General features: G+C 58.3%; 9 protein-coding genes. 6 read left to right on the top strand and 3 right to left on the bottom strand.

Annotation, left to right across the window (positions count from 1 at the left end; genetic code table 11):
• The first annotated feature begins 113 nt into the window (after positions 1–113).
• The 6 genes from RX972_RS09150 to RX972_RS09125 all read left to right on the top strand — a co-directional run bounded on the left by RX972_RS09150 (position 114) and on the right by RX972_RS09125 (position 7,885).
• Entirely contained in the window at positions 114–1,421 is a 1,308-nt protein-coding gene (locus RX972_RS09150; RefSeq protein WP_316874480.1) for a hypothetical protein, read from the top strand.
• 2 nt (positions 1,422–1,423) lie between these two features.
• Positions 1,424–2,737 carry a hypothetical protein gene (locus RX972_RS09145; RefSeq protein ID WP_316874479.1) on the top strand — a complete coding sequence of 438 codons (1,314 nt, stop codon included), beginning with the start codon at positions 1,424–1,426 and terminating at the stop codon, positions 2,735–2,737.
• A gap of 37 nt (positions 2,738–2,774) precedes the next feature.
• Positions 2,775–4,667 (top strand): acyltransferase family protein, encoded by a 1,893-nt coding sequence (locus tag RX972_RS09140; RefSeq protein ID WP_316874477.1) that lies wholly within the window; start codon positions 2,775–2,777, stop codon positions 4,665–4,667.
• 134 nt (positions 4,668–4,801) lie between these two features.
• Positions 4,802–5,590, top strand: coding sequence for a substrate-binding periplasmic protein (locus RX972_RS09135; RefSeq protein WP_316874475.1), 789 nt, complete (start codon positions 4,802–4,804; stop codon positions 5,588–5,590).
• A 141-nt stretch (positions 5,591–5,731) separates the two neighbouring features.
• A complete protein-coding gene (gene katB, locus RX972_RS09130; protein WP_316874474.1) occupies positions 5,732–7,258 on the top strand; it encodes a catalase KatB in 1,527 nt (508 codons plus the stop codon).
• 63 nt (positions 7,259–7,321) lie between these two features.
• Positions 7,322–7,885, top strand: coding sequence for an ankyrin repeat domain-containing protein (locus RX972_RS09125; RefSeq protein ID WP_122708581.1), 564 nt, complete (start codon positions 7,322–7,324; stop codon positions 7,883–7,885).
• 63 nt (positions 7,886–7,948) lie between these two features.
• On the opposite strand, the gene RX972_RS09120 is transcribed toward RX972_RS09125, so the two are convergent.
• The 3 genes from RX972_RS09120 to RX972_RS09110 all read right to left on the bottom strand — a co-directional run bounded on the left by RX972_RS09120 (position 7,949) and on the right by RX972_RS09110 (position 12,882).
• On the bottom strand, positions 7,949–8,911 hold the full coding sequence (locus RX972_RS09120; protein ID WP_316874471.1) for a hypothetical protein: 963 nt from the start codon (positions 8,909–8,911) through the stop codon (positions 7,949–7,951).
• 633 nt (positions 8,912–9,544) lie between these two features.
• Positions 9,545–11,281 carry a biotin carboxylase N-terminal domain-containing protein gene (locus tag RX972_RS09115; protein WP_316874470.1) on the bottom strand — a complete coding sequence of 579 codons (1,737 nt, stop codon included), beginning with the start codon at positions 11,279–11,281 and terminating at the stop codon, positions 9,545–9,547.
• Positions 11,278–12,882, bottom strand: a complete 1,605-nt coding sequence (locus RX972_RS09110) for a 5-oxoprolinase/urea amidolyase family protein (RefSeq protein WP_316874469.1) — start codon at positions 12,880–12,882, stop codon at positions 11,278–11,280. Before RX972_RS09110 ends, RX972_RS09115 begins: the two co-directional genes overlap by 4 nt.
• Positions 12,883–12,887: the final 5 nt, after the last annotated feature.

The raw sequence follows: 12,887 nt of genomic DNA, 5'->3' as shown, positions 1-12,887 counted from the left end.
GCAGCTGTGCCTGGCACTACCCTTTCGCGAATGAATTCGCTCCCACGGGCCGGTGTTCGCAAGCTTCTTACGTGGCAACCCAATTCTCAATCAGCATTCCCGAGGCAGAAAACATGATGTTGAACTCTGCGAAAGGCTGCGACGCTCGCTCGTCGATTCTGGCCTTCAACAAATCGACGGCAGTGGTATGGATTGCCATCAGCCTGATTCTGATCGAGACCTTTTCCGGTGCGCTGCGCTTTTACTTCGACAAGGCCGGCATCGGACCCCTTTTATATGTGCCGAAAATTGCCTGCCTGGTGATGTTTGCCCTGGAGCTGGGTGATTACAAAGCCGGAAGGGTGGTCTGGCTGAGCTTGCTGCTGTTGGTGGTTTCCAGCGTACTGGCAATGCTGCACGGGGCCAGCTTGAACAATGTGGCTTTCGCTTTGTTTGGCATCAGTCCGCTGCTGTTCGGGATGGTCTGCAGCGAACATCTGGTCCATCGACGCAGATTGTTTTTATGGGTGATTGGCCTGTGTCTGGGGGCATCGCTGGTGGGCATAGCGCTGGACAAATTCACCTCGGTGCCGTGGAAGGGCTACAGCTACAGCATCGGCGACGCCGAACTGAGCGCTAACACCTCATGGACTACGGATACCGAAGACCGCATCGCCGGGTTCGCACGGGTATCCAACATCCTGTCGATCCTGATCGCCATCTACACGCTATACCTGCTCATGCTGCTGCGCTCACGGCTTCTGTGGCTGCTGTTGAGCCCGGTGGCGCTGTACGCCATCGTCTTGACCACCAGCAAAGCGCCCGCCGCAGCCTTCGCGTTGACCCTGGTGTTATTGCTGATCAGCCGCATGCGCTGGACGACGCGAATTGCCTGCGTCATGACGGTATTTGCGGGGATGCTGCTGCCGGTGCTGGGCATGCTCTATGACTTTGATCTGCACACCATCAGCAGTAGCAACTCGGCACTGGGCACCTTGTATGACCGCTTGATCAACACTTGGCCCAATGTCGCTTACGCCGTCAGCAAAGAAGGCTGGAGCCTCACCGGTGCAGGCTTCGGCATGTTCGGTGGCGCCGCTTCAATGTTCCCCGTTCCCGGTGGCGAGATGCTGGCCGGTTCGGACAGCAGCGCCATGTACCTGTGGGCGATGCTCGGGCTGGGCGGCGTGCTGCTGTACCTGATGCAGATTCCCTTGTTTTTCAAGCTGACCGATGACGACAGCCATGTCGGTAGAGCATTGCTGGCGATCACCTTCTGCTGCTGCATGATCGGCTGGACCACCGACATGTTTGAAGTGACCGTTGCCAATCTGTTCCTGGGCCTGGCGATAGGTCATGCACTGTCTGACAAACTGCTCGATAGTCGACGAACCCCCAGACTGCAGGAGTTTTACCTGTCGCCCTCACCGACGGTGCACTGACCATGGCGGGCAAAGGATTTGCCGCCGCACTGGCCTGTATGACCTGGCTGACCTGCACTGCGCTGCAGGCCCAAGAGGCTTTTATTCTGGGCATCAGCACCCACCTGATGAACTTCGACGCCTCGTCGAAGCCCGCATTGGAACTGGCTGCCAAGGCTGGATTCAGCGCCGTCAAAGACGACGTTTTCTGGTCGACCGCAGAGCCTAAGCCCAATCAGTGGCGCATCATCGCGCCGTGGCGGGACTACCTGAGCACGGCGACCCGATTGAATCTGAACAGGCTGACGATTCTGGACTACAGCACGGCCTTTCATGACAACGCCAAACCGCGCACGCCGACGGTCAAGGCGGGGTACTTGACCTACGTGAATTACGTCACCGGTCAATTGGGCAACAAAGTCGATTTCTACGAGATCTGGAACGAGTGGGACCTTGAAGCCCCCAAAGACCCGCAACTCAGTGCGGATTACGCCACGCTGGTCCGTGAAGCCGTACCGGTGATCCGCAAGAACACCACTCAGGTAAACGGCACTCCGGCCAAAATCCTGGCGGGCTCGGTGACACCGGAAGGCATGGACGGTGGCTTCGCTGATCGGCTGATCGACGCAGGCATGCTCGACCTCGTTGACGGGTTATCGATTCATCCTTATGCCCACTGCGCCGCCGACGGGCGCAACAACCCGGAAAGCTGGGTGCAATGGCTGCGCGATTATGAACAACACGTTCGCACCAGGGCCGGGCGCATCGTGCCGATCTACATCACGGAAATGGCCTGGCCCAGCCATAAGGGTCCATGCGGGAATACCCAACAAACCCAGGCGGCATATTTGGCGCAGATTCTGTTTTTCACCCGCACCGTCCCGAACATCAAAGGCCTTTGGTGGTATGACCTGATCAACGACGGGCCAGACAGAACCGACCAAGAGCATAACTTCGGCCTGCTCAATCAGGACCTGTCGCCCAAGCCAGCTTATGGGATGGTCAAAGCCATCGCCGACGTGATCAGGCATTTCACCTGGGACGCGCAGGCCAGCACTCAATCTGCCGACGCCTACCAACTGCACTTCGACAGGGGTGATGAACATGTCATTGCCGCCTGGAATGTCGGCGGGCCACGCCTGGAGCAGATCACCACCCAGCGCCCACTGAGAGGCCCGGTCATGTTCGTCGACACGGCGGACTCGGCCAAAGGGCAAGTATCCGGCGAGGCCTTCTGGCACTGTCAGGACGGCAGTTGTGCTGTTCCCGTCACCCTCACCCGCTTTCCGAAAATCATCAGCCTGAACTCCGAGACAGTAGCGCCCCAACGCCCCTGATCTCACGTCCTGCCCCCAGACCGGATGACGTAACGCAATGGACTTCAGAAAAGACATCAATGGACTGCGCGCCATCGCGGTGATCGCCGTGCTGCTTTACCACTTCAATCCCGACTGGTTACCCGGCGGGTTTGCGGGTGTGGATATCTTCTTCGTGATCTCCGGCTACCTGATCACGGGCATCATCCTGCGCAGCCTGCATGCGGGAAACTTCGGCCTGCTGACGTTCTATGCATCCCGAGCCCGACGGATAGTCCCGGCGCTTGCGGCGCTGTGCTTCGTGCTCCTGTTGGCGGGCTGGTTCTACCTGCTGCCGCAGGACTACAGCGAACTGGGAAAACACATCGCTGCCAGCCTGGGTTTCGTATCGAACTTCATTTACTGGTTCGAAGCCGGATACTTCACTCCGGGCGCCCACGAGAAATGGTTACTGCACACATGGTCGCTGTCGGTGGAGTGGCAGTTCTACATGATCTACCCGCTGGTATTGCTGGCGTTGAGCCGAGTGATTGCCTTGCACCGTCTGCGCTGGCTGATCCTGATCGCCTGTCTGGGCGGGTTTGGCTTTTGTGTCTTCGCGTCATTCAAATGGCCGGAGCCGTCGTTCTATCTGCTGCCGACACGCGCCTGGGAGCTGCTGGTCGGCGCGGCCGCGTGTGCGTTCCCCATCAAGCTCCAGACGTCGCATCAACGCGCTCTGGAGCGCGTAGGGCTGGGGCTGATGCTGGCGAGTTTCCTTGCCCTCTCCGAGAAGGACGTATGGCCAGGTTATCTGGCGTTGCTACCGGTGCTGGGTACCCTGGCCGTGATCATTGCAGCGCGACAAGACTCGTTCCTGACCGCCAACCGATTCTCACAATGGACCGGCAAACTATCTTATTCGCTGTACCTCTGGCACTGGCCGGTGGTGGTGTTCATGAGTTACTCGGGTTATCTGGGCGAAACGTCCAGCCTGGTGCTGGGCATACTCTGCGCCTTTGGCCTGGGCATGGCGTCTTATCATCTGATTGAAAAATCCCCCTCAGCAGTTTTCGGAAAACGGCGCTGGAGGTTCGCCACTGTCAGCGCGTTGATCGGCTCGGTATTTGTCGCCGCAGGGGCGGTAAATGCTACGGAAGGTGCGGTTTCGGCGCTGCGCTCGGTGAGCATTTCCGACAAGGCGCGCTTTGTTCAGGATTACGCCAATCGGCAGAAAAATCTGTATGAAACCTACTGGCTCAAATGCGACGCCTTTTCTGCATTCACCGAACGCGGCCTGTCCGCCATTGATCCGTCTTGCACGGAGAAGCGCGGGCGCGGTGGCGTCTTTCTGTGGGGCGACTCTCATGCCCAGGCGTTGTCCCTGGGTTTAAGAACCTTACTGGCACACGACACACCGTTCTATCAGGTCGCTTCGGCCGGCTGCAAACCCAGCCTGACTCAGGACAATGGACGCGCCACCGCGCCACGCCTGACCTGCAACTATTCCAACCGGACCGCGCTGCAAAGTATTCGCGAGCTGCGCCCGGATGTCGTGGTGATCGCCCAGAAGGATCAGCACGACAAAACCCGCTGGAACGACATCGCCACTCGCCTCAAGCGTTACGGGGTCAAACACATCGTCCTGCTGGGCCCGTTACCGCAATGGAGCCCTTCCCTGCCAAGCGTGATCGCCAACCGGCACTGGAAGCAGAACGAATCGCACATTAGCGACCCGGCGCTGGATCAGAGCGTCATGGCCGCTGACCGGGCAACCCACAGCCAGATTGATCCTGAGGCGATCGACTTTGTATCGCTGATCGACAAACTCTGTATCGCCAACGCCTGTCTGGCGCGGCTGCAGGATGACTCGCTGCTGCAAATCGACTCCGGGCACCTCAGTGAAGAAGGCTCGCTATACATCGTGAAAAACTTTGTTCTGCCGGAGCTGAACAAGCAGATTTCTCAATAGCCGCCTGTGCAAAACCAGCCCGCCTGCCCCTTATCAGCGCGGGCTTTTTTGCGTGTTGCGAAAATCTTCACGTGACCGCCACGTTTGGCTGCTAACTTGGGCTCAGGCCATTTTGCACGGAGGCAGAGTCGAGCATGTTTTTACGCAACCTGTGTCATGGAATATTACTGACGGCGTTAGTCCTGACCAATGCAGCGCACGCAGAGGTTTACCAGGCTGGAGGCACCCAATGGCGGCCATTCAGCTATGAAGACAAGCAAGGCAATCTGCGCGGCATATCCACCGACATCGTCCGCCGCGTTCTGCAGCAAGCCAATATCGAGGCGCAGTTCGTTTCTTACCCGGTCAATCGGCTGCAAGCCATGCTCGGCAGGGACGAACTTGATATGAACTACGCCGACTCGGTGCAGTGGAACAGCCCCGAAGAACTTCAACATTTTGTGTTTTCCGAACCCTACCTGCGCGTCAAGGAACATCTCTACGTGCTCAAAGGGAGCCCCGCCGCCAAAGTCCCTGTGGATAAGTTGCGCGGCCTGACTATCGGCACCGTCCGGGGCTACACCTACCTGACCATGGACCCGTCCTTTGCGGACAAAAACCTGGTGGAACTGGAAACCTCGGAAGACCCTGCGCTGCTTAAACTGCTACTGGCAAGACGCGTTGACGCCATCGCAATGGTCGATGACCTGTTCGATTACCTCGTCGCAGAACAAGGCATGGACCCGAATCTTTTCGAGCGCGGCGCGAGCCTCAGCGATTCTGCGATCAGCATCAAGCTACAGCCGGAACTTGTGACCCTGCTTCCGGGTATAAATAAAGCAATTCAAGCAATGATCAAGAGCGGCGAAGTGGCTCGGATTCGCACGTCATACCTCTCCTCTCATGCAACAGACGGCTGCCATTCCGAAGCCGTAACCTGTTGAAATTCCGAAACGATCACCAAATCCGAATTAAGTTCAAATGTCCAAATTTATCAAGGACATAGCTTTAAACAATTCATGAACGGCAAGACTCGTCTTTACGCTAAGGCTCTCAGAACAACCAAAAACAGAGAGAGACCTGTGATGCCCATACCTCGCTTCCACGTCGCAGTGAGTCTGATCGGAGCAAGCCTGATGGCAAGCTCCGCAGCCTACGCTGACAACCTGACCCGTGATAATGGCGCCCCCGTTGGCGACAATCAGAACTCCCAAACCGCCGGCGCGACTGGCCCGGTCCTGTTGCAGGACGTACAACTGCTGCAAAAACTCCAGCGCTTTGATCGCGAACGCATCCCTGAGCGCGTCGTGCACGCGCGCGGCACTGGTGTCCACGGGGAGTTCGTTGCGTCAGAAGGTGCTTCTGACCTGAGCAAAGCCAAAGTCTTCAGCAAAGGTGAACACACGCCGGTTTTCGTGCGGTTCTCCTCGGTGGTACACGGCAATCACTCGCCGGAAACCCTGCGTGACCCGCGCGGTTTTGCAACCAAGTTCTACACCGCAGACGGCAACTGGGACCTGGTCGGCAACAACTTCCCGACGTTCTTCATTCGTGATGCCATCAAGTTCCCGGACATGGTGCATGCGTTCAAACCTGACCCGCGCACCAACCTGGATGACGACTCGCGCCGTTTCGATTTCTTCTCCCACGTGCCGGAAGCTACTCGCACTCTGACCTTGCTGTACTCCAACGAAGGCACTCCCGCCAGCTATCGCACCATGGATGGCAACGGCGTTCACGCTTACAAACTGGTGAATGCCAAAGGCGAAGTGAACTACGTGAAGTTTCACTGGAAAAGCCTGCAAGGCCTGAAAAACCTTGATCCAAAACAGGTTGCCGAAGTCCAGTCCAAAGATTACAGCCACCTCACCAATGATCTGGTGGATGCGATCAAGAAAGGGGATTTCCCGAAATGGGACCTCTACGTTCAGGTGATCAAACCTGAAGACCTGGCCAAGTTTGATTTTGACCCACTGGATGCCACCAAAATCTGGCCGGACGTTCCAGAACGCAAAATTGGCCAGATGGTTCTGAACAAGAATGTGGATAACTTCTTCCAGGAAACCGAACAGGTCGCGATGGCTCCAGCCAACGTCGTGCCAGGCATTGAGCCTTCGGAAGACCGCCTGCTGCAGGGCCGCGTGTTCTCCTATGCAGATACTCAGCTCTACCGCGTCGGCACGAACGTCTTCAGCCTGCCGATCAACGCGCCAAAGGTTAAGGTCAACAACGGCAATCAGGACGGTTCGCTGAACAGCGGCAACACCACAACCGGCGTCAACTACGAGCCAAGCCGCCTCAACCCGCGCCCTGCTGTTGAGGCCGCTCGCTACAGCCAGCTGCCGCTGTCAGGCACCACGCAACAAGCGAAGATTCAGCGCGAGCAGAACTTCAAGCAAGCGGGCGACTTGTATCGTTCGTACAGCAAAAAAGACCAGCAGGACTTGATCCAAAGCTTTGGTGAGTCGCTGGCCACCACCGATACCGAAAGCAAAGACATCATGCTTTCGTTCCTCTACAAGGCTGATCCGGAATACGGCACTGGCGTGACCAAAGTTGCCAAAGGCGACCTCGACAAGGTCAAGCAACTCGCTGCCGCACTGAAGGACTGATCAACACCTCGCTCGCTTCAGCGATCTGGCTGGAGCGAGCCGGGCCTTCCAGAGGATTCCACCATGCGCAGAACCCTGTTCGCGTTGCTGCTGTGCCTCACCGCCGGCACTGCCAGTGCCGCCACGACCGAAGCAACAAACGAAGCAACTACCACCGACACTCAGGCACAATTACGTGCGCTGTTTTTCCAGGCCGCACGTGACGGCCGACAGGACATGCTCAACGAATTCATCAACGCTAAATTTGACCTGAACGTTCAGGACGAAAAGGGTTACACCGCACTGATCCTCGCGGCCTATCACGGCCACCAGGAAACGGTGACGCAACTTCTGAATGCAGGTGCAGACCCTTGCGCCAAGGACCTCAGAGGCAACACCGCGCTGATGGGTGCCATCTTCAAGGGTGAACTGAGCATCGCGCACCAACTGGTTGCCGCCAATTGCGCGCCAGACCAACGCAACAACGCTGGCCAGACCGCAGCGATGTACGCCGCCCTGTTCCACCGCAAAGACATCCTCGACTCCCTCGCCGCCAAAGGCGCAGACCTTAACGCCACAGATTCCATGGGGAATCAGGTGCAGAACCTTGAACGAGGCGAGTTTCAGCCGTTGCAGCCATCACAGTAAGCGCTTGGCCTGATGGCAGCGCTTTGGGTTGCCGATCGCGTTGGTGACTTAATACCTGAAGACCTAAGGGCGACCGGTCTCCTTCATCAAACGCTCGATCATGTAATCGGGTGAGTACGCGTAAAGCGTTTCCTTCGAAAGGGGTTCGTAGGGTGTTTTCAAAAACTCGCCCAACGCTGTCGTATCCCAGGACGACTGTGCATCGAAGACAAAGATATTGGCAGGGTGAAACAGGGCTGTTTCTTTCACCGAGGCATTATTGGTGATCAGCTTTTTGCCGAAATAAGCCGCTTCCAGGGTTCGCAGCGTGAATCCGGACTGACCGGGCTGATTGATCTCGACCAACACGTCAGCAGCGAGCGATAGCTCAAGATTGGCTTCGTAATCCAGCAGTGCGTCAGTGTGAAAACGCGTCGTTGGCGTAGAGGTGCTGTCCCGCACAATGTGGAAATCCACCTCGCATCCGTGTTGCTCCAACACACTGGCGAGCTGATCAAGCAAGGCGGAACGGCCCTTGTCACGGCCCAGAAAGAAACACCGCTGGCCGGTAGCCGCGTCGCCGGAGACTGCGACTGGCGCGGCTATTTCATCGAAGCCCAACGGGAAGAACTGATTCAGATGCTGCATGCCCAGACGATCACACTGGGCCTGATCGAAGCTATAGATTCGATCAAAGAACGGACTCATCGCGTGAACAAAAGCCTCATCGACCAGATCCCGAACCATCAGCACCTTGTGCCCCGGAAACGCATGCACGATAGAGGGCAATACGTTGCGCTGAATCTGGCCCTCGTTGCAGACCAGAATATCGGTGTTCCGAAACCCTTTGATCGCGCAGTACAAACGACCCAGCCACGGCACCATTCTGTCTTGCACACCACCAGACCGGCGATTGCGCGTGACCAGACGATGTGTACGCTTGATCAGCTTGGGCACTTCCAGTCTGCGCACTTCGTAACGAGCGGCCAGGTAGTTAATGAATCGCCGCTCGTATTGCGCTGTCCAGCCCAGAAAAAACGTCCGCATTTCTTGTGTCCCGAAAACCGATAAGTCTGCTGCTCCAGAATCGGAGAGTGGTCAATATAAACCATCGGGATCACGCCAATAAGCCCTGGCTGGCAGGAGATTGCTCTGTGCCCTGACACAGCGCTGTCGCGAAGCAAACACAGGACCTGTAGGTGCTCGTAAGCTCCTATCAAACAAGATGTAATCACTTGACCTGGAATGATTTTCTGTAGGAGCTCACGAGCATCGCGAGGCAGCGATTGCGTCCTGTCTGATACACCGCCATCGCGGCCTCGCGGTGCTCGTGCGCTCCTACAGATCCAATGTTTGCTGCGCGACAGCGCAGTGTCAGTGACACCGGGGGGCTCTCATCAAACAACACGTAACTATCTGAATTCACAAAGAACCGGTGGGACCGAATTCATTCGGGAAGAGGCCATTACATTCGCCGCATTTTTATCGTCAGGAATGCCGCCTTCCCGGATAAATCCGGTCCCACATGTCCTCTGTTTGCTGCGAGACAGCGTGGTGTCAGGGGCACCGGGGAGACTCCTACAGAAAAAGATGAAAGCGGATTAAGCCGTGAGAATGTCCGGACCTCCAACACATCTTCTCCGCCGAAATACCGTCCTCCCGGCTAAAGCCCGCCCCACGTCAAACCGCCGTATTGATACGTCCGATCTTGAACTTCGCCTCAAAATAACCACCCGGCTGCTCACCGATCTGCAACCGACCGGCGCATGGCGCGAGAATCGACGTTTCCATTTTCATCGCTTCTATCACCGCAACGACCTGCCCCGCCTCTACCGACTCGCCATCTTCGACGACCCAGCTGTGCAGGTTGCCCGCAACCGACGTCACGACTGCCTCTGGGTCGGCTTTTTCCACAGCCACCGCTTCAGGAGCAGGCTCTGCGGAGTTCATGCTGACCCCACGCAAAAGCGCGGCGGGCAGGCCCAGTTCATGGCGCTTGCCGTCGATTTCGACAAACGTGCGCAGCACCCCTGGATCGGCCGACGCAGCACTGCGCGGCGCAATCGTGACGTGTTCAGCAAAGTCAGTCTCGATCCAGCGCGTGTGAACGGCGAACGTATCGGGCGCCGTAAAATCGTCATGCGCCATCACGGCTTGATGGAAAGGCAACACGGTGGCTACGCCTTCCACACGAAACTCGGCAAGGGCACGGCGCGCACGACGGATAGCCTGTTCGCGAGTCGCGCCGGTGACGATCAGCTTGGCAATCATTGAGTCGAAGTTAGGCGACACCCGCGAGCCTTGCTCGACACCGGTCTCCAGGCGAACACCCGGACCCGAAGGCGCCTGGAACAGCTCGATGGTGCCCGGTGTCGGCAGGAAACCATTACCGGCATCTTCAGCGTTGATACGAAATTCGAAGCTGTGACCGCGAGGTGTTGGCGTGCCTTCAAAGGACAGCGGCAAGCCATCAGCCACCCGCAGTTGCTCGATCACCAGGTCGATACCGCTGGTTTCTTCGGTGACCGGATGCTCGACCTGCAGACGGGTATTCACCTCAAGGAACGACAAGGTGCCATCTGCGCTGAGCAGGAACTCCACAGTACCGGCGCCGACATAACCGGCCTCAGCGCAGATGTTGCGCGCCGAGTCATGGATACGCTGGCGAAGGGCGTCATCGAGATAAGGTGCTGGCGCCTCTTCGATGAGCTTCTGATTGCGCCGTTGCAGCGAGCAATCACGCGTGCCGACGACGACGACTCGACCGTGGCGATCGGCGATGATCTGCGCCTCGATGTGCCGAGGTCGGTCCAGAAAGCGCTCCAGGAAGCATTCACCACGCCCGAATGCAGTAACCGCCTCACGCACCGCCGACTCATACAGCTCGCTGACTTCTTCCAGCTTCCACGCCACTTTCAGACCGCGCCCGCCGCCGCCGAACGCCGCTTTGATCGCAATCGGCAGTCCGTACTGCTCGGCAAACGCGACCACTTCGCTGGCATCCTTCACCGGACCTTCAGTCCCCGCCACCAAAGGTGCACCGACTTTCAGGGCAATACGCCGCGCTTGCACCTTGTCACCCAATGCGTCGATGGTGCTCGGATCAGGACCGATCCAGGTCAGACCGGCATCAATCACGGCGCGGGCAAAATCCGCCCGCTCCGAAAGAAAGCCATACCCCGGGTGAACCGCGTCAGCGCCGGCCCGTGCAGCGACGGCCAGCAGCTTCTCGATGTTCAGGTAGGTATCGGCACCTCGCTCACCGTGCAACGCATAGGCCTCATCAGCCTGGCGCACGTGCAATGCGTCGATATCGGCATCGGCATACACCGCCACTGAGGCGACCCCGTAGTCACGGCAGGCGCGTACGATGCGGACAGCAATTTCGCCACGGTTGGCAATCAGAACCTTTTTCATGAGTTATCAGTCTCGTCTGAAAGAGCCGGGCACACGGGCTCGAAAGCACCCAGCGGGTTGAAGCGAATGCGGGAGTTGACCGGAATCTGACCAGCAAGGTCCAGGTGATAAGGCGCGACAACGGCGATGACCGGGTAGCCGCCCGTCAGCGGGTGGTCCGCCAGAAACAGCACCGGCTGACCACTTGGCGGGACCTGAATCGCGCCGACGGTGGTGCCCTCGCTGGGCAGCTCGCCGGTGATGGTCCGTTCCAGTGCGGTGTCGCCCGCCAATCGAATACCAATACGGTTCGATTGCGGCGTCACGCGCCAGGTCTGTTGGCCAAGCAAGGCTTGAGCGTCGGCAGTGAACCAGTCACTGCGCGGGCCCATGACCACATCCAGGGTAATGATCTGATCAGCGCTCGGCATATCGAATGCCTGTTGCTCGCTCACCGACACAGCCTCCCCACCTGATCGTTGCTGAATTGCCAGGCACTCACCCGAGACCAACGGAGCGGGCCCCACATGAGCAAGGGTGTCGGTGGACAGACTGCCCAACACGGGCTCACGGGCAAAGCCACCGCGAACCGCCACGTAGTTGCGCAGCCCGGCAGTTAGCGAACCGATGCTGACCTGATCACCGTCCTGCAACATAAACGGCGCGTAGAGCGCCGGGCGCAGCAGATGACCTTCGGCAGTACGCACTTCCAGCGCTGCCGTTGCACCCGTAACCGCCGCCACGGCCTGGCCATGGCAGGTAAACGTCAGGCCGCCCATCAGCACTTCAAGACAAGCATTGGCAGGATCGTTACCCACTGCCCGGTTGGCCGCACGCAATGCGCCGCGATCCATCGCCCCCGAAGCCGATACGCCCTGCCCCGCACGCCCGGGACGTCCGAGATCCTGAAGCAAGGTCTGCAGCCCCGGCGAAACCACTTCCAGATAATCCCCGGTCAACGGCGACGCCTGCACACGGTTCGGTGCCGCCACAGAAACCGTCTTGTTCACCAACGGACCGGCGTCGTGAAAGCGAACGCGATAGCCCGGCTGAAGCAGCGCCGGTTCATCGCGCTCCAGGTCCCACATTTTGGCTTCGGTAACACCAATGATCTGCCAGCCACCAGGGCTGGCCTGTGGATAAATACCGCTGAAGCCACCTGCAAGCGCGACCGCACCGGCCGGAATGCGGGTTCGCGGCGTGCTGCGGCGCGGCACCACGAACTCGGCGCCGCCGCTCAGGTAAGCAAAACCTGGGGCGAAACCACAGAAGGCCACTTTGTAATCGCTGCCGGTATGTCGCTGAATCACTTCTTCGGTACTGATACCGAGCTCGCGGGCGACATCATCCAGATCCTCGCCGTTGTAATGCACTGCGATGTCGATCAGCTTGCCAGCCTCGCGAACTTTGCCGTGGACGTCGCGCACAGCAATTTGCGCCGCCAACGCCTGACTGCTGATCGCGCTCGGACGAAAATGCACAAGCACTGTCCGGGCTGCCGGAACGAGCTCCTGTACACCAAAAATGGGCTCCTGCTGCAAGGAGTCGAACAGGGCGAGGGTCTCGTCCAGATTCTCCAATTCAACCAGAAGCGCGTCCAGGCTGGCCGGGTAGAAACGCATGATCA

It is taken from the genome of Pseudomonas syringae group sp. J309-1 (assembly GCF_032582135.1).
GTDB lineage: Bacteria > Pseudomonadota > Gammaproteobacteria > Pseudomonadales > Pseudomonadaceae > Aquipseudomonas > Aquipseudomonas quasicaspiana.
The sequence above is the reverse complement of the archived record's forward strand: the minus strand, read 5'-3'. Positions and strand labels throughout refer to the sequence as shown.

Coding starts and splice junctions, on each gene's coding strand:
- RX972_RS09150 (WP_316874480.1), top strand. CDS start 114: ATGATGTTGAACTCTGCGAAAGGCTGCGACGCTCGCTCGTCGATTCTG.
- RX972_RS09145 (WP_316874479.1), top strand. CDS start 1,424: ATGGCGGGCAAAGGATTTGCCGCCGCACTGGCCTGTATGACCTGGCTG.
- RX972_RS09140 (WP_316874477.1), top strand. CDS start 2,775: ATGGACTTCAGAAAAGACATCAATGGACTGCGCGCCATCGCGGTGATC.
- RX972_RS09135 (WP_316874475.1), top strand. CDS start 4,802: ATGTTTTTACGCAACCTGTGTCATGGAATATTACTGACGGCGTTAGTC.
- katB (WP_316874474.1), top strand. CDS start 5,732: ATGCCCATACCTCGCTTCCACGTCGCAGTGAGTCTGATCGGAGCAAGC.
- RX972_RS09125 (WP_122708581.1), top strand. CDS start 7,322: ATGCGCAGAACCCTGTTCGCGTTGCTGCTGTGCCTCACCGCCGGCACT.
- RX972_RS09120 (WP_316874471.1), bottom strand. CDS start 8,911: ATGCGGACGTTTTTTCTGGGCTGGACAGCGCAATACGAGCGGCGATTC.
- RX972_RS09115 (WP_316874470.1), bottom strand. CDS start 11,281: ATGAAAAAGGTTCTGATTGCCAACCGTGGCGAAATTGCTGTCCGCATC.
- RX972_RS09110 (WP_316874469.1), bottom strand. CDS start 12,882: ATGCGTTTCTACCCGGCCAGCCTGGACGCGCTTCTGGTTGAATTGGAG.